Origin of the sequence: Kluyvera genomosp. 2 (genome assembly GCF_036759865.1) — a bacterium.
GTDB lineage: Bacteria > Pseudomonadota > Gammaproteobacteria > Enterobacterales > Enterobacteriaceae > Kluyvera > Kluyvera ascorbata_B.
Map to the genome: position 1 here is coordinate 151,947 of NZ_JAPKIA010000014.1, position 17,485 is coordinate 169,431.

General features: G+C 57.0%; 15 protein-coding genes. 11 read left to right on the forward strand and 4 right to left on the reverse strand.

From position 1 onward, the window contains the following. Positions 1-924 precede the first annotated feature (924 nt). The 7 genes from V6942_RS16325 (at position 925) to V6942_RS16355 (ending at position 9,016) form a co-directional block, all read left to right on the forward strand. On the forward strand, positions 925-2,265 hold the full coding sequence (locus V6942_RS16325; protein WP_106929422.1) for a glycoside hydrolase family 28 protein: 1,341 nt from the start codon (positions 925-927) through the stop codon (positions 2,263-2,265). Between the two features lie 61 nt (positions 2,266-2,326). Next, positions 2,327-3,889, forward strand: coding sequence for an MFS transporter (locus tag V6942_RS16330; protein ID WP_106929424.1), 1,563 nt, complete (start codon positions 2,327-2,329; stop codon positions 3,887-3,889). An 83-nt stretch (positions 3,890-3,972) separates the two neighbouring features. Next, the gene (locus V6942_RS16335; protein ID WP_106929426.1) at positions 3,973-5,208 is read left to right on the forward strand and encodes an MFS transporter; all 1,236 of its coding nucleotides are present in this window, start codon (positions 3,973-3,975) and stop codon (positions 5,206-5,208) included. A gap of 68 nt (positions 5,209-5,276) precedes the next feature. Next, positions 5,277-6,188, forward strand: a complete 912-nt coding sequence (gene osmF, locus V6942_RS16340; RefSeq protein WP_182967502.1) for an ABC transporter substrate-binding protein — start codon at positions 5,277-5,279, stop codon at positions 6,186-6,188. A gap of 12 nt (positions 6,189-6,200) precedes the next feature. After that, complete coding sequence (locus tag V6942_RS16345; protein ID WP_333501494.1) at positions 6,201-7,355, forward strand: ABC transporter permease; 1,155 nt, start codon at positions 6,201-6,203, stop codon at positions 7,353-7,355. Beyond that, entirely contained in the window at positions 7,348-8,295 is a 948-nt protein-coding gene (locus tag V6942_RS16350; RefSeq protein ID WP_106929432.1) for an ABC transporter ATP-binding protein, read from the forward strand. The genes V6942_RS16345 and V6942_RS16350 overlap by 8 nt, the downstream gene beginning before the upstream one ends. Next, on the forward strand, positions 8,279-9,016 hold the full coding sequence (locus V6942_RS16355; protein ID WP_182930321.1) for an ABC transporter permease: 738 nt from the start codon (positions 8,279-8,281) through the stop codon (positions 9,014-9,016). The genes V6942_RS16350 and V6942_RS16355 overlap by 17 nt, the downstream gene beginning before the upstream one ends. On the opposite strand, the gene V6942_RS16360 is transcribed toward V6942_RS16355, so the two are convergent. After that, positions 8,991-9,104 carry a protein YohO gene (locus tag V6942_RS16360; RefSeq protein WP_074398756.1) on the reverse strand — a complete coding sequence of 38 codons (114 nt, stop codon included), beginning with the start codon at positions 9,102-9,104 and terminating at the stop codon, positions 8,991-8,993. The two genes, V6942_RS16355 and V6942_RS16360, sit on opposite strands and share 26 nt — an antisense overlap. Before the next feature lie 59 nt (positions 9,105-9,163). Then, entirely contained in the window at positions 9,164-9,883 is a 720-nt protein-coding gene (locus tag V6942_RS16365; RefSeq protein WP_333501495.1) for a MerR family transcriptional regulator, read from the reverse strand. 210 nt (positions 9,884-10,093) lie between these two features. Here V6942_RS16365 and V6942_RS16370 point away from each other — a divergent pair, with 210 nt between their 5' ends. Genes V6942_RS16370 through V6942_RS16380 form a run of 3 tightly spaced genes read left to right on the forward strand, consistent with a single transcriptional unit; the run spans position 10,094 to position 13,017 of the window. Further along, positions 10,094-11,779: a sensor histidine kinase gene (locus V6942_RS16370; protein WP_106929438.1), complete on the forward strand. Its 1,686-nt coding sequence runs from the start codon at positions 10,094-10,096 to the stop codon at positions 11,777-11,779. After that, positions 11,776-12,495 (forward strand): two-component system response regulator BtsR, encoded by a 720-nt coding sequence (gene btsR, locus V6942_RS16375; RefSeq protein ID WP_182930322.1) that lies wholly within the window; start codon positions 11,776-11,778, stop codon positions 12,493-12,495. The genes V6942_RS16370 and btsR overlap by 4 nt, the downstream gene beginning before the upstream one ends. A 51-nt stretch (positions 12,496-12,546) precedes the next feature. Beyond that, on the forward strand, positions 12,547-13,017 hold the full coding sequence (locus V6942_RS16380) for a DUF1456 family protein (protein ID WP_106929442.1): 471 nt from the start codon (positions 12,547-12,549) through the stop codon (positions 13,015-13,017). A 143-nt stretch (positions 13,018-13,160) separates the two neighbouring features. On the opposite strand, the gene V6942_RS16385 is transcribed toward V6942_RS16380, so the two are convergent. Together V6942_RS16385 and metG are read right to left on the reverse strand one after the other, a co-directional pair. Next, positions 13,161-13,574, reverse strand: a complete 414-nt coding sequence (locus V6942_RS16385; RefSeq protein WP_181358033.1) for a DUF1307 domain-containing protein — start codon at positions 13,572-13,574, stop codon at positions 13,161-13,163. Between the two features lie 181 nt (positions 13,575-13,755). Continuing rightward, positions 13,756-15,789 (reverse strand): methionine--tRNA ligase, encoded by a 2,034-nt coding sequence (gene metG, locus V6942_RS16390; protein ID WP_333501496.1) that lies wholly within the window; start codon positions 15,787-15,789, stop codon positions 13,756-13,758. A gap of 137 nt (positions 15,790-15,926) precedes the next feature. On the opposite strand from metG, the gene apbC reads away from it, so the two are divergent. Next, a complete protein-coding gene (gene apbC, locus V6942_RS16395) occupies positions 15,927-17,036 on the forward strand; it encodes an iron-sulfur cluster carrier protein ApbC (RefSeq protein WP_106929447.1) in 1,110 nt (369 codons plus the stop codon). Positions 17,037-17,485: the final 449 nt, after the last annotated feature.

The following is a 17,485-nucleotide window of genomic DNA, read 5'->3' on the forward strand; positions in this document are numbered from 1 at the left end:
ACAACAATGAGTAATGAGTTCCTTTGAAGCAATGTATACAACCAATGTCAGGGGGTGTCAACGCGTGACGACGGCGAGTAAATTGATGCATTTTTAAGTCTATTTATATTATTTGTATTTTTCTCAATAATATATTTTTATCAATTCTGGCGTGTTTTTGTTTTTATTAAAAATGCTTATAAAACAATACAATAAAAGTAAAAATGCGTTTTACTAAAAGCGTTGTTAGGATTTTTACGACAACCATTGAGAATAATGTTTTTCTGTGGGTTTTATTGCGTAATTCATTCGGAGGAGCGCTCTGCGACTGCGAGTGTCATATGGCTTTATGATTATTGAAAATACTTCTCATGTATCGGTAAGGGTATTCCTGCTATGCGGGGGCTCGTATTTTCAGCGTTGCTTTATGGCGTATAACCGGCAAGGCTTTTTGAAAATAATATACTGCGATTTCATTTGCGATAGCCTGGCCGGTGTTATTCATATTCTCGTTAGGTTCTTTTTGCTGGTGGGGTTATCGTTGGAACGATCGCTGTTTGCCCTGAGCATTCTGCGGGCGCGCCTCGGAGCGTGTGCGAACACACCGCACAGCCTGGTCCCCGAGAGAGGCTCAGGGTGAGGGGCAATCCCCCAACGCCCGTTTTCGCGCCATTTTGTGCACCCTGTCACCATTTTCTTTCTGCTGTGGCGAAGTCTGCGCGAAACGGCCCGTTTATCGCCCCTGATGTCGTGTGTTCTGTGACGAACTTCACTTATCGCTAAACCCGGGCCACCACGTTTTGTGCGCGGGTTCAAAACCCGTCCGAAGCCGCCATATCCGCCGTGACACCATTCACTAATACGTAAAAAAGCCCGCTTCTGCTCCACGAGAGAGGCGTGGAATCCGCGTTAAATGCAGCTATCTCAACATTCGCAGGTAGCCACATGAAGATTTCACTGCATAACACCTCACTCGATCGCAGCGGTAAAACGCCGCTCACCGCCCAACTGCAGCAGCTGATTGATGAAATCGACCGTGCGGGCGGCGGCACGCTGGTGGTATCGCCGGGCGATTGGCTGACCGGCACGCTTGTTTTGCCGTCCAACTTTACTCTGCACCTTGAAGCCGGCGCGCGGCTGCTGGCGAGCCCGAACGACGCAGACTATCCGGCGGCGTTAACCCAGACGGTGGCCGAACTGTCGCGCATGGCGCTGATTTATGCGCGCGATCGCCACCATATAACCCTCAGCGGTGAAGGTTGCCTGGACGGCGGGGCTGACGCCTGGTTCGCTACCCGTGCCGATGCCCAGGGCTATCGCCAGCCGAAAACCCAGCGCCCGCGCATGCTGGTCCTGGAAGGCTGCCAGCAGGTGCGTATTCGCGATATCACCCTCAGCAATTCGCCGATGTGGACAGCGCACCTGGTGAGCTGCAATCAGGTATTCATTCAGAACCTGACGATTGATAACGATCTGGCGCTGTCGAACACCGACGCGCTGGATATCGACAGCTGCCAGCACGTGCATATCAGCGACAGCTATTTCAGCGCCGCCGACGACGGTATCTGCATTAAAACCACCCGCAAACCGGCGGCGCTACAGCAGCCGACTCGCCACGTGGTGGTCAGCAACTGCCTGATCCGCTCAAAAAGCTGCGCCATCAAAATTGGCACTGAAACCTTTGCCGATATCAGCCATATCGCTGTGCATAACTGCTCCATCTTTGAGTCCAATCGCGGCATTGGCCTCGTTTCCCGCGACGGCGGCCGTTTCAGCCAGATGATCTTCAGCAACATCCTTTTTGACTGTCGCCACGGCCACCCGTGCCACTGGGGAAAAGCCGATCCGGTGTTTATCTCTGTGCGCCATCGTGACCCGCAGGTTCCTCCGGGCAGCATCGAAGACATCACCTTCAGCCAGCTTTCCGGCGCGAGCGAAGGCGCAATCAACCTGCACAGCGAAACGGCAGGGGAGATTCGCCGCGTCACCTTTAACGGACTGGCCTTGCACCAGCTGTCCGGGCCGTCTGACGAACAGGGGTGCTACGACATTCGCCCGCCGTGCAACCCGGCAAGCCCAACCGGCATGGGGCTGGATAACGCCTATCGCGTCAATCCGCAAACCGGGCGCGCCTGGGGCGTTGAGCGCTATCCGGGAGGGCTACCGGCGGTGTACGCCCGCGGCGTAGACGAACTGACGCTGATCGATCTGCGCATTCGTCGACCTGTGCCGCTGCCCGCGGGCTGGAACACGCACGCCATCGTGCAGGACAACGCCGACGCCTGAGTCTATTTGATGACGGCGTGGCCCTGGCCCCGCCGTTTTGTACTGTTCAAGGGGATGGAAAATGATAAAAAAAGTGCGGGAGATAAAACTCCACAACTACATCTGCTATGGCCTTGCGGATGTTATCGGCTCGGGCGCGTTTACGCTGGTGAGCGCCTGGCTGCTGTTCTTCCTGACCACCTTCTGCGGCCTGACGCCGATTGAAGCTGGCTCGCTGTTTGCGGTGGCGCGTATTGTTGACGTCATCATGTGCCCATGCATGGGGTATATTTCCGATAACTTCCATAAAACGCGCCTCGGTCGCCGCTTTGGCCGTCGCCGCTTCTTTCTGCTGTTGAGTATTCCGCTGGTCGCGGTTTATAGCCTGCTGTGGGTGCAGGGATTCAACTACTGGATGTACCTGCTGGTCTATATTCTGTTCGAAATTGTCTACTCGATGATTTTAATCCCTTACGACACGCTGTCGGCGGAGATGACCAACGATTTCACCAAACGTTCGAAGCTGACCAGCGCGCGCATGTATATCGCCCAGTTCGCCGGCTTTACCGCTGCGTTCCTGCCGGGGCGTCTGCTGGCGTACTTCGGCTCTGACTCCGCTATCTCGTTCTTCTACGCCGGGGCGATTTTCACCGTTGCCTTTATGGTGGTGCTGTTCTTCGTGTACTTCGGCACCTGGGAGCGTTCTCTTGAGGAAATCGAGCAGAGCGAACGCAGCGTCGCCAGCGAAGAGAAGCAGCCGCTGGGTAAACGCCTGTTCGATATCTATTACGACTTTGTTTCTACGCTGAAGATTAAAACCTTCCGTTCGCATCTGGGGATGTACCTGGGCGGCTCGGTCGCGCAGGATATTTTCAACTCGGTCTTTACCTACTTCGTGGTCTTTGCTCTGGCAACCTCGTCGGTGGTGGCCAGTAACCTGCTGAGCGTCATCAACGGCCTGCAATTCTTTGGCGTGGGCGTCGCCACCTGGCTGACGCTGCGCTATTCGCCGTCCCGCGCGTTTGCCACCCAGGCGCTGATGGCGCTGGTGGCCTTTGTACTGTTCGCCGTGACCTACCTCTACGGCTCCACCAGTATGGCGCTGCTGTATCTGGCGGCGGGCGTAGCCGGTCTGGCGCGCGGCGGTATCTATTCCATTCCATGGAACAACTACACCTTCGTTGCCGACGTGGATGAAATTCTGACCTGTAACCGTCGTGAAGGTATCTTCGCGGGCTTTATGAGCCTGCTGCGTAAAGCGTCACAGGCGCTGTCCATTTTCCTGGTGGGCGTGGCGCTGCAAATGTCCGGCTTTATTACCGGCCACAGCAGTCAGCCGCAGTCGGCAATCAACATGATCCTCGGCATCATGATTATTCTGCCGGTCGCGCTGACGCTGTGGGGCATCTGGTCCGCCTTCCAGTTTAAGGTCAACAGCCGCACCCATGCGGTGTTGAACGAAGAAGTGGCGCGCCTGAAGCAGGGCGGCAGCAAAGCGACCGTCACCGCAGAGACCAAAGCGGTCATCGAAAGCCTGACCGGGATGCCGTATGACCACTGCTGGGGTGATAACACCGTGGGCCACGTTAACCGCAGCCTGCTGCGGGAGAAACAGCAGCAATCCGCGCAGTTGAAAAACGCATAACCGCGCCCCGGCGGTGCGGCACCGCTGGGGAAAATAAGAGGACTTGCCCGGCTTCGGCCGGGACGTTTTTTTGGGTAACGGACATGACCGATCAAAGTTTATATATTCAACAGGGAGTCTGGGCGCGCCTGGGTCTGCCGCGCGAGCTGGTATGGGGGTTCGTCGGCGTTTTCCTGTTTATCACCGGAGCCACTATCGAACAGAGCTGGCTGGCATCGTTGCTACAGCAGCGCGGTCTTGATGCGGTGCACATCAGCCTGCTGTCTTCCGTTTTTGGCCTGTGCGTGGCGGCCGTCTCCTGGTTTTCCGGCATTGGCGCAGGCGTGCTGGGCGTACGCCGTCTGATGTGGCTGGCAACGCTGCTTTATTTCGTGGGCTCGCTGCCGTTTATTTTCGTCGCACTGCCCGACGGCAACTACCCGCTGATGATGGTGAGCTACGCGGTGCGCGGAATGGCCTATCCGCTATTTGCTTATTCGTTTCTGGTGTGGATTAACCAGCGCTGCGAAAGCCGTATTCTCGGGCGCGCCGTTTCCTGGTTCTGGATAGCCTTTGGCGTCGGTATGACCATCGTCGGGCCGTGGTTTTCCGGCTTTATGATCCCCCGATTAGGCGAGACCACCACGCTGCTGTCAGGCTTTGTTTTCGTGCTGGCAGGCTGCGGCTGCGCGCTGATCCTCAACCGTGACAAGCCCCAGTGGCAGCAAGGACAGGCGGTGGGACAGGCGCTGGTGGAAGGTATCGTGGTGCTGGCGCGCGAACCGAAAATGCGCCTCGCGGTGGTCGTAAAAACCATCAACGATATTGGCAAATTTTCGCTGGTGATCCTGATGCCGGTATATCTGCCACGCTTTGGCTTTAGCATTGAAGAGTGGCTGACCATCTGGGGCCTGGTCAACGTGGTCAACATCTTCGCTAACTACTTCTTCGGCTGGCTGGGCGATACCATCGGCTGGCGTAACACGGTGGTGTGGTTCGCCGGTACGCTATGCGGGCTGGCGGCGTTGGCGGTGTGCTACGCGCCGGTGCTGTTTGGCCACAGCAGCGCGGCGTTGATCGTCGCGCTGGCGATTTACGCTATCGGTCTGGGCGCATTTGGCCCCCTCAGCGCACTGATTCCATCACTGTTGCCGGAAAATAAGGGCGCGGCTATTTCCTGCCTGAATCTTGGATCCGGCCTCAGCAATTTTGTCGGCCCGCTTATTGTTACGCTGTGCGTTAACCCGCTCGGTGTGGAAGGAACGCTATGGGTGATTGCGCTGCTGTATTTTGCCGCCAGCTTACTCACCCTGCCGTTAAAAATGCCGGAACAGGGCTGAATGTTCTATTTTCGTCTACGCTTTTTGCTTAAGCGCCTGTTAATTGAGCGCAAATAAGAGGAACGCGTATGACGATTGCAAGGGGATGGACGCTGGCGCTGCTGGCGGCGGTAAGTCTGCCGTCACTGGCCGCCGAGCCGGTGAAGGTCGGGTCAAAAATTGATACCGAAGGCGCGCTGCTGGGCAACTTAATTTTGCAGGTCCTGGAAAGCCACGGCGTCAAAACCGTGAATAAAATTCAGCTCGGCACCACGCCGGTCGTGCGGGGAGCGGTAACCTCCGGCGAGCTGGATATCTACCCGGAATACACCGGCAACGGCGCTTTCTTCTTCAAAGATGAAAACGACCCGGCATGGAAAAATGCCCAGGCCGGGTACGAGAAGGTGAAAACGCTCGACGCCGAGAAAAACCATCTTATCTGGCTGACGCCGGCCCCCGCGAATAACACCTGGACCCTGGCCGTTCGCCAGGACGTGGCGGACAAAAATAAGCTCACCTCACTGGCCGACCTGAGCCGCTACCTGAAGGCGGGAGGCAGCTTCAAGCTGGCAGCCTCGGCGGAGTTTATCGAGCGTCCGGACGCGTTGCCCGCGTTTGAAAAAGCCTATGATTTTAAGCTGAATCAGAATCAGCTGCTGTCGCTGGCGGGCGGCGATACGGCGGTAACCCTCAAAGCGGCTGCTCAGCAAACCTCCGGCGTTAACGCGGCGATGGCCTACGGTACCGACGGCCCGGTGGCGGCGCTGGGGCTACAAACGCTCAGCGATCCGAAAGGCGTGCAGCCGATCTACGCGCCTACGCCGGTGGTACGTGAGGCGGTACTCAAAGCCAACCCGGATATGGCGAAATGGCTTCAGCCGGTGTTTGCCAGCCTGGATGAGAAAACCCTGCAAACGCTGAATGCGAAAATTGCGGTAGAAGGGCTGGATGCCAAAAGCGTGGCGGCAGGCTATCTGAAGGAAAAAGGCTGGGTGAAGTAACCGGTTATTCTCATGTTTCGTTGTTCTCATCGCGTGGTGGCGCTGCTGACGCTGATGCTGCTGGCCGCCGCCGCGCTGCCGTTTGCCAATTTTGCCCCGAACCGGCTGGTGTCGGGCAACGGCCTGTGGCTGTGGCAAATCTGGTCATTCTCGCCGCTGTTCCTGCTGGCGGTACCGCTGGCTTTCTGGGTCCTCTGCTGGCTTCCCGGACGTCTTTCCAGCCTGTTGATTCTGTTGCTGGGGCAGGCCTGCTTTACGCTGCTGCTGTGGACGGCGGGGGCAGCGGCCGAGCGTCTGGCGCAAAATGGCGGCGCGCTGGCGCGGACTTCGCCGGGCAGCGGGCTGTGGTTAGGGCTATTGCTGATATTGCTCATCTGCAGCGAAGCTATTCGTCGCCTGACGCCCCGCGTGCCGTGGCGCTGGCTGCTGAATGTACAGCTGTGGCTGCTGCCGTGCTGGCTGTTGTGGAGCGGGGCGCTGGACGGGCTGTCGCTGCTGAAAGAATACGCCAACCGCCGGGAAACCTTTAACGATGCGCTATACCAGCACCTCACGCTGCTGTGGGGCACGCTGTTGCCCGCGCTGCTGATTGGCGTGCCGTTGGGCCTGATGTGCTGGCGGAACCCGCGTCGGCAGTCTGGCGTCTTCACGCTACTCAATATCATTCAAACCATTCCCTCCGTGGCGCTGTTTGGCGTGCTGATCGCGCCGCTGGCCGGATTGGTGCAGCGTTTCCCGTGGCTGGCGACGCTGGGTATCGCGGGCACCGGGCTCACGCCTGCGCTGATTGCGTTGGTGCTGTATGCGCTGCTGCCGCTGGTGCGTGGCGTGGTGGCTGGGATGCAGCAGGTCTCGCCGCAGGTGCTGGAAAGCGCCGCCGCGATGGGGATGAGCCGCGGGCAAACCTTCCTGCGTGTGCAGTTGCCGCTGGCGCTGCCGGTGCTACTGCGCAGCCTGCGGGTGGTCGTGGTACAAACGGTGGGGATGGCGGTAGTGGCGGCGCTGATCGGTGCGGGCGGTTTCGGTGCGCTGGTGTTCCAGGGGCTGCTCAGTAGCGCGCTGGATCTGGTGCTGCTGGGCGTCATCCCGGTCGTCGCTCTGGCCGTGGTCATCGACGCGCTGCTGAACCTGGCGGCGACTCTATTACAAGGAGAAGCCGGTGATTGAATTTTCGCAGGTAAATAAAACGTTCGGCGAGCATCCGGCCGTGAAGGATCTGACCCTGCGGCTGGAGGAAGGCGCGTTCTCTGTGCTGATTGGTACCTCGGGTTCGGGGAAATCGACGCTGCTGAAGATGATTAACCGGCTGGTCGAACCGGACAGCGGGACGATCCGTTTCGCCGGTCAGGACATCCGTCAGCAGCCGCTGCTGGCGCTGCGCCGCCGCATGGGGTACGCCATTCAGTCGATTGGCCTGTTCCCGCACTGGACGGTGGCGCAGAACATCGCTACCGTTCCGCAGCTGTTGAAATGGCCGCAGGCAAGGATAAACGCGCGTATCGACGAACTGATGGCGCTGCTCGGGCTCGACGTCGCGCTGCGAGCCCGCTATCCGCATCAGCTGTCCGGCGGCCAACAACAGCGCGTCGGCGTCGCGCGGGCGCTGGCCGGCGATCCGGACGTGCTGCTGATGGATGAACCATTCGGCGCGCTCGATCCGGTCACCCGCAGCGCCCTACAGCAAGAGATGCGCCGTATTCACCAACTGTTTGGGCGCACCATTGTGCTGGTCACGCACGATATTGATGAAGCGCTGCGCCTGGCGGATAACCTGATCCTGCTGGATGGTGGCGAGGTGGTGCAGCAGGGGACGCCGCTGCAGATGCTCGGCGCGCCGGGCAATGCGTTTGTACGCACCTTTTTTGGCCGCAGCGAACTGGGCGTCCGCCTGCTGTCATTACGCCAGGTGGCAGACTATGTGCGCCACGGTGAACGCGCTCAGGGAGAGGCGATTGCCGATTCGCTCTCGCTGCGCGATGCGCTGTCGGGCTTTATGGTCCAGCGGCGTACGGTGTTGCCGGTCAGTAATGCGGCGGGGGAGTCTTACGGCGCGCTGCATTTTGCCGATCTTTTGCGCGAGGAGTCGGCCGATGCGCGCGTTTCGTGATCCCCTGCTGTGGCTGATGGCGCTGTTTATCGGTTTGTTGCTCGGTCTGCCGTACAGCGAGCCGCTGCTGCATTCGCTGTTTCCCGAGCAGCCGCGTCCGCTCTATCAGCAGGCCAGTTTTCTGGCGCTGACGCTGGCGCATGGCGAACTGGTTCTGCTCTCCAGTCTGATGGCGATTGGGGTAGGCGTCAGCGCTGGCATACTGGTGACCCGACCGGCCGGTCGTGAGTTTCGCCCGCTGGTGGAAACGCTGGCGGCGATGGGGCAAACCTTTCCCCCCGTGGCCGTGCTGGCGCTGGCGGTACCGGTGATGGGATTTGGCGAGAAGCCGGCAATCGTGGCGCTAACGCTCTATGGTATTTTACCGGTTCTGCAAGGCACGCTGGCCGGGCTGGCGGCCGTGCCAGCTGGCGCACAGCGCGTCGCAGAAGGCATCGGGATGACGGGCGGTCAGCGTCTGCGTCAGGTAGAACTGCCGTTGGCGGCACCGGTGATCGTCGCGGGAATACGAACTTCGGTTATCGTCAATATCGGTACCGCAACCATTGCATCAACGGTAGGGGCCAATACGTTAGGCACACCGATAATCATCGGCCTGAGTGGGTTTAACACGGCCTATGTGATTCAGGGGGCAATGCTGGTGGCGCTGGCGGCGATTATCGTCGACCGCGTCTTTGAGCGGATAAGTCTGCGTCTCAGCCGACACCGCCGCGCACAATAAACGAATAGCCGGCGAGCATCACGCCACCGATACCGCTGATAGCCATCAGGGCGAAAAGAACGATCGCGGCAAATTTAGCTGACTTCATTGTGTACTCCTTTTGTTAACCAAAAGATTATACCGCGAAGCGCAGCTGTTAACGAACGATTAATTGGCAGGAAGTGCGAAGGCCATGCCGTCTTCCTGCCAGCGCGCCAACTGCTGCTGCTGATGGGCGCTGGGGGCTGCGCCGCACCAGATTAACAGCGTCTGTCCAGGGAACAGTTCAGGCTGGATCTGCGCCAGCGGATGCGCCAGCACGTCAACGCGCCAGCCTTGTTCACAGGCAACCCAGCCTTCCAGCCACAGTCGGGTAACGTCGGTGATATTCCAGCCCACCACCAGCGCCTGCGGCCCGGATTTTCGCCGCGCGGAAGCAAGGCTCAGCGCAATATCATTGATCAGCACACCGTCGAGCAGGCCAAGTAGGGTGGGGAGCGTTAATTGCGCGCTTTGCAGGCGCTGGCGCAGCGGGGTAAAGAGGTTATCGACCAGCGTGCGGGCGCCGTGGCTTCGACGCAGATCCTTAACCCACTGACGCAGGTGCTGGAGATTGCCATTACGCAGGTCGCGCAGCGCCGTCTCCTGCTGCTCTCGCCAGCCGTCGGCCGGTTCGCTGAGCAGACTTTTCACCTTGCTTACCTGAACGCCGGTTTCAATCCAGCGCTGGATCTCGCGAATGCGGTCGATATCGTCGTCGTTAAACAGGCGATGGCCGCCGTCCGTGCGCTGCGGCTTTAAGAGCGCGTAGCGTCGCTGCCAGGCGCGCAGCGTAACCGGGTTGATATCACAAAGCTGAGCCACTTCGCCAATTGTGTAAAGCGCCATCTTGTCCTCCGGCATGCGATCCCCCATTTAACTTTAGAGGGGGTTTGCCGTCGTGACCTGCAGCGGTCGTTTTTTATTCACTTTTCGGCGATGGAAAGTGGATAAAATGTGATCGGTCGCTTTTTTTGCACTTTTTTTGCCAGGTTTCAAAGAAAGTTATGCCGAGTATGTGTATGTTACGCAGTTTTATTTCAGCTGTGGTGTTTGGGTATGTACGAGTTTAATCTGGTGTTGCTGCTGCTTCAGCAGATGTGCGTTTTCCTGGTCATCGCCTGGCTGATGAGCAAAACGCGGCTATTTATTCCCCTGATGCAGGTCACCGTCCGCCTGCCGCACAAGCTGCTGTGTTACGTCACGTTCTCGATTTTTTGTATTCTCGGTACCTATTTCGGCCTCCATATCGAAGACTCTATCGCCAACACGCGTGCCATTGGCGCGGTCATGGGCGGCCTGCTCGGCGGCCCGGTGGTCGGTGGGCTGGTCGGGCTGACCGGCGGTCTGCATCGCTATTCGATGGGCGGGATGACGGCGCTCAGCTGTATGATTTCGACGATGGTCGAGGGGCTGCTGGGTGGGCTGGTGCACAGTTTTCTCATTCGTCGCGGCCGCCCGGATAAGGTTTTCAGCCCGTTAACGGCGGGGGCAATTACCCTGGTGGCCGAGCTGGTGCAGATGCTTATCATCCTGCTGATTGCGCGCCCGTTTGAGGATGCGCTACACCTGGTGCAAAGTATCGCCGCCCCGATGATGGTGACGAATACCGTGGGCGCGGCGCTGTTTATGCGCATCCTGTTGGATAAACGGGCGATGTTTGAAAAATATACGTCGGCGTTTTCCGCAACCGCCCTGAAGCTGGCGGCCTCTACCGAGGGTATTTTGCGTAAAGGGTTTAACGAAGAAAACAGCATGAAGGTGGCGCAGGTGCTGATCCAGGAGCTGGATATCGGTGCGGTGGCGATCACCGATCGTGAAAAGCTGCTCGCCTTTACCGGCATTGGTGAAGATCACCATCTGCCCGGCAAGCCGATTTCCTCGCGCTATACGCAGAAAACGATTGAAACCGGCGAGGTGGTGTACGCCGACGGTAACGAAGTGCCGTACCGCTGCTCGATTCACCCCAACTGTAAGCTTGGCTCGACGCTGGTGATCCCGCTGCGCGGCGAGAATCAGCGGGTCATCGGCACCATTAAGCTGTATGAAGCCAAAAATCGGCTGTTCAGCTCCATCAACCGAACCCTTGGCGAAGGCATTGCCCAACTGCTGTCGGCGCAGATTCTGGCCGGGCAGTACGAGCGGCAGAAAGCACTGCTGACACAATCGGAAATTAAACTGCTGCACGCGCAGGTCAATCCGCATTTTCTGTTTAACGCCCTGAATACGCTGAAGGCGGTGATTCGCCGTGACAGCGAACAGGCCAGCCAACTGGTGCAGTATCTGTCGACCTTTTTTCGCAAGAACCTCAAACGGCCGTCGGAAATTGTCACCCTGGCCGACGAGATTGAGCATGTGAACGCCTACCTGCAAATTGAAAAAGCGCGTTTTCAGTCGCGGCTGCAGGTGCACCTGGCGATTCCTGATGCGCTGGCCCACCACCAGCTTCCGGCCTTCACCCTGCAACCGATCGTCGAGAACGCCATTAAGCACGGGACTTCGCAACTGATGGACGTGGGGGAAATTACCCTGCGTGCGAGCCAGCAGGGGCAGCATCTGGTGCTGGAGATTGAAGATAATGCCGGGCTGTATCTGCCCAACGCACAGTCCAGCGGGCTGGGCATGAGTCTGGTTGATAAGCGGCTGAAAATGCGCTTTGGCGACGAGTGCGGCATTTCGGTGGCCTGCGAGCCGGACCGTTTTACCCGTGTTACCCTGCGGTTACCTCTGGAGGAGAGTGCATGATTAAAGTGCTGATTGTCGATGATGAACCGCTGGCGCGGGAGAACCTGCGCGTGCTGCTGCAAACCCAGCAGGATCTGGAGATTGTCGGCGAATGTGCCAACGCGGTTGAGGCCATCGGCGCGGTACACCGGCTGCACCCGGATGTGCTGTTCCTGGATATCCAGATGCCGCGCATCAGCGGGCTGGAGATGGTCGGGATGCTCGACCCGGAACACCGGCCTTATATCGTGTTTCTGACCGCTTTTGACGAATATGCGGTAAAAGCCTTTGAAGAACATGCCTTTGACTATTTGCTCAAGCCCATCGAAGAAAAACGACTCGAGAAAACGCTCGCTCGCCTGCGCCAGGAGCGTGCGGCGCAGGATGTGTCGCTGCTCGGCGAGAGCCAGCAGGCGTTGAAGTTTATTCCCTGCACCGGGCATAGCCGCATTTATCTGCTGCAAATGGATGATGTGGCCTTTGTCAGCAGTCGGATGAGCGGGGTGTACGTCACCAGTGGCGAAGGAAAAGAAGGGTTTACCGAGCTGACGCTACGCACGCTGGAGAGCCGCACGCCGCTCATCCGCTGCCATCGCCAGCATCTGGTGAACATGGCGCATTTGAAGGAAATTCGTCTGGAGGACAACGGCCAGGCCGAACTGCTGCTGCGCAACGGGCAGACGGTGCCGGTGAGCCGGCGCTATTTAAAGACCCTGAAAGAGGCGCTGGGGCTGTAATTCGTGTAGAATCAGCCATCAAATTTTTTCATCACCACCGTCGAAGGCACTATGGTCAGTAACGATATTTTACGCAGCGTCCGCTACATCCTGAAAATGAACAACAACGATCTGGTGCGCATTTTCGCGCTGGGCGAAGCCGAAGTCACCGCTGAACAGCTGACGCCGTGGCTGCGCAAAGAGGATGAAGAAGGCTTCGTACGGTGCCCTGATATTATGCTGTCGTGCTTCCTGAACGGCCTGATTTACGAAAAGCGCGGTCGCGACGAGTCTGCGCCGGCGCTGGCGGTAGAACGCCGTATTAACAACAACATCATGCTGAAGAAACTGCGTATCGCGTTTGCGCTGAAAACCGACGATATTCTGGCTATCCTGACTCAGCAGCAGTTCCGCGTCTCTATGCCGGAAATCACCGCCATGATGCGCGCCCCTGACCACAAAAACTTCCGCGAATGCGGCGACCAGTTCCTGCGCTATTTCCTGCGCGGTCTGGCGATTCGCGAGCACGCGGTAAAATCATAACGCCGCCTTCGTAGGCCTGAGAAGCGAAGCGCCATCAGGCATTCCGGCGCACGTTGCTGCCGGATGGCGGCGGTGCCTTATCCGGCCTGCGATTTTACAAATGCGGGTGCTGCGGTCGTTGTCATAAAGACCCGATCGCGCTCCTATTTTACTTCTGTGAATCCGGATGCTTCAAATTGCTCCTGCGTCTTTTTCATGCTTAATCCCCTGGTGCCCGTTGTGCTGATGCCCGTTACTTTCTTCAGCATATCAAAATCGAGCTCATCGATATTCATCGTGACGGTCTCTTCAGCATAAGTATCGAAATACACGATTGCGTCCTCTAATCCTTTTATTTTTCGATATTCCTGCTGCATTGGGCTCATGTCTTTTTCGAATGCTTCTTTCGTCTTACCCGGGGTATCGGAATAATACATTCTATTTTTTGATATCTGCTTGAGTACTTTATCTCCCTTATAAATAAATGTGGTGGTTATTTCTACCTTATTGATCTTGTTTATAAAAACCTTCTTTTTTTCGGCGTTGTCGCACCCGCACAGACAGGTCAGTATCATCATGATGGCTGTTACCATCGGTATTATATTTTTAGTGCGCATTTTGTGTTCGGTAATAGAGGAATTGAGAGATATCAGATACTACATTGCGGTAATTTTGGGCGGAACAAAAAAGGCATAAAGGTGGATTTTTTCAGAATTCATAAATAAAAAACGCTGCCGAAGCAGCGTTTTTTTATGCAGTTTATTTCACCTGCTGGCCTGGTTGCGCACCGTCATCCGGGCTTAACAGGAAGATATCTTTGCCGCCAGGGCCTGCGGCCATCACCATCCCTTCCGAGATGCCGAAGCGCATTTTACGCGGTGCCAGGTTGGCCACCATCACGGTCAGGCGGCCAATCAACGGCTGTGGGTCCGGGTAAGCAGAGCGGATGCCGGAGAAGACGTTACGCTTCTCGCCGCCGAGATCCAGCGTCAGGCGCAGCAGCTTGTCGGAACCTTCCACGAACTCGGCGTTTTCAATCAGAGCCACGCGCAGGTCAACTTTGGCGAAATCATCAAAGGTGATGGTTTCCTGGATTGGATCATCCGCCAGCGGGCCGGTAGCCGGGGCTGCGGCTGCTTTCACTTCTTCTTTAGACGCTTCCACCAGCGCTTCCACCTGTTTCATTTCAATACGGTTATACAGCGCTTTGAAGGTGTTGATCTTATGACCCACCAGCGGCGCGTTGATCGCATCCCAGCTCAGCTCGGTGTTAAGGAACGCTTCGGTACGCGCGGCCAGCTCCGGCAGCACCGGCTTCAGCCAGGTCATCAGCACGCGGAACATATTCAGGCCCATGGTACAGATAGCCTGCAGGTCGGCATCGCGGCCTTCCTGTTTAGCGACAACCCACGGTGCCTGCTCGTCAACGTAGCGGTTAGCGACGTCGGCCAGCGCCATGATTTCACGAATCGCTTTACCGAATTCACGGCTGTCCCACGCTTCGCCAATGCTGGTTGCCGCGTCGGTGAAGGTTTTGTACAGCTCTGGGTCAGCCAGTTCAGCGGACAGCACGCCGTCGAAACGCTTAGCGATAAAGCCAGCGTTACGGGAAGCCAGGTTCACCACTTTGTTCACGATATCGGCGTTGACGCGCTGGATGAAATCTTCCAGGTTCAGGTCGATGTCGTCGATGCGGGAAGAGAGCTTCGCGGTGTAGTAGTAGCGCAGGCTGTCGGCATCGAAGTGTTTGAGCCAGGTGCTGGCTTTAATAAAGGTGCCGCGAGACTTGGACATCTTCGCGCCGTTCACCGTCACGTAGCCGTGCACGAACAGGTTGGTCGGCTTACGGAAGTCGCTGCCTTCCAGCATGGCAGGCCAGAACAGGCTGTGGAAGTAGACGATATCTTTGCCGATAAAGTGATACAGCTCGGCGGTAGAGTCTTTCTTCCAGTATTCATCGAAGCTGGTGGTGTCGCCGCGTTTGTCGCACAGGTTCTTGAAGGAGCCCATGTAGCCAATCGGCGCGTCCAGCCAGACGTAGAAATATTTGCCCGGCGCGTTCGGGATTTCAAAACCGAAGTACGGCGCATCGCGGGAGATATCCCACTGCTGCAGGCCGGATTCAAACCATTCCTGCATTTTGTTCGCCACCTGCTCCTGCAGCGCGCCGCTGCGGGTCCATGCCTGCAGCATTTCGCTGAAGGACGGCAGGTCAAAGAAGAAGTGCTCAGACTCGCGCATCACCGGGGTCGCGCCAGAGACGACGGATTTCGGCTCGATAAGCTCGGTCGGGCTGTAGGTCGCGCCGCATACTTCGCAGTTATCGCCGTATTGATCCGGTGATTTACATTTCGGGCAGGTGCCTTTGACGAAACGGTCCGGCAGGAACATGCCTTTTTCCGGATCGTACAGCTGAGAGATGGTGCGGTTTTTAATAAAACCGTTCTCTTTCAGGCGGCCGTAAATCAGCTCGGACAGCTCGCGGTTCTCGTCGCTGTGCGTCGAGTGGTAGTTGTCGTAGCTGATGTTAAAGCCTGCAAAATCAGTCTGATGCTCCTGACTCATTTCGGCAATCATCTGCTCCGGCGTAATGCCTAACTGCTGGGCTTTCAGCATGATCGGCGTGCCGTGGGCGTCGTCCGCGCAGATGAAGTTAACCTCGTGGCCGCGCATTCGCTGGTAACGGACCCAGACATCAGCCTGGATGTGCTCCAGCATATGGCCGAGGTGGATTGAGCCGTTGGCGTACGGCAGCGCGCACGTTACCAGAATTTTCTTCGCGACTTGAGTCATAGTGGATTTTACTTCTTCAGTTGTAAAAAGGGGTTTTGATATTACCAAAAGGGTAGGGGAGGCGCCATACATGCTTGACCGTACCTGTGGTAGACTTAGGCGTACTGAAAGCATGTTAAAACAACAAAGGAGTCGGGATGAACTCAGAATCCCAGGCCAAATCACCTGAACGTCTACGTGCCATGGTGGCCGGCACGCTGGCAAACTTCCAGCACCCCACCCTGAAGCACAACTTAACGACGCTGAAAGCGCTGCACCACGTCGCCTGGCTTGACGACACCGTGCACATTGAACTGCAGATGCCGTTTGTCTGGCATAGCGCTTTTGAAGAATTAAAAGAGCAGACCAGCGCTGAACTGCTGCGGGTGACCGGGGCGAAAGCCATCGACTGGAAGCTGTCGCACAGCATCGCCACGCTGAAGCGCGTGAAAAATCAGCCTGGCGTTAACGGCGTGAAAAATATTATTGCCGTCAGCTCGGGCAAAGGCGGGGTGGGAAAATCGTCCACTGCCGTGAACCTGGCGCTGGCGCTGGCCGCGGAAGGGGCGAAAGTGGGCATCCTCGATGCCGACATCTACGGCCCATCTATCCCGAACATGCTGGGCGCGGAAAACCAGCGTCCGACTTCGCCGGACGGCACCCACATGGCGCCGATTATGGCCCATGGCCTGGCCACCAACTCCATTGGTTATCTGGTCACTGACGACAACGCCATGGTGTGGCGCGGCCCGATGGCCAGCAAGGCGCTGATGCAGATGCTACAAGAGACCATGTGGCCGGATCTCGACTATCTTGTGCTCGATATGCCGCCGGGTACCGGCGACATCCAACTGACGCTGGCGCAGAACATTCCGGTGACCGGGGCCGTTGTGGTCACCACGCCGCAGGACATCGCGCTGATCGATGCTAAAAAAGGCATCGTCATGTTTGAGAAGGTGGAAGTGCCGGTGCTGGGCATCGTGGAAAACATGAGCATGCATATTTGCAGCAACTGTGGTCACCACGAGCCTATCTTTGGTACCGGCGGCGCCGAGAAGCTGGCAGAGAAATACCATACTCAGCTGCTTGGCCAGATGCCGCTGCACATCAACCTGCGTGAAGACCTCGATAACGGCACGCCAACGGTCGTCGCGCGTCCGGACAGCGAGTTCACCGAAATCTATCGTCAGCTGGCGGGGCGCGTTGCGGCGCAGCTTTACTGGCAGGGTGAAGTGATCCCGAGCGAAATTGCCTTCCGCGCAGTGTAAGCACTGATATTCCCGTGCGGCGGTCCGCTGCCGCACGATATTATGAAGCCTCTTTTCAGCACAGCCTTATTTATTATTCCCCTTCATTTAATTCACTTTTTATATGTTATTTTCCCTCATGGCTTCAGTTCGTTGCGTTATCTTGATGTTAATCAAGCAAACAATTTAATAACATTGTTTTTTTCGCATTCGCTATGGGAGGTTATCTTTTATTACCCAACGAGAGGCGTAAATAAATAGAGCTGGCGACTATTCGTGATAATTATTGATTCAATAATGGAGAGCGATATGGATAATAATATGCTGATGATAACGCTTCGTGAGCTGCTGGTGTTGCTGATGCAAAACCGCACGCTGCCTGAAAAATCTGCCGATGCGCTCCGCTACTGCCGCGAAGGAAGGTGCGAACAAGTTCCTGATATGAGATCATCATATTCATCCGGAGCGCA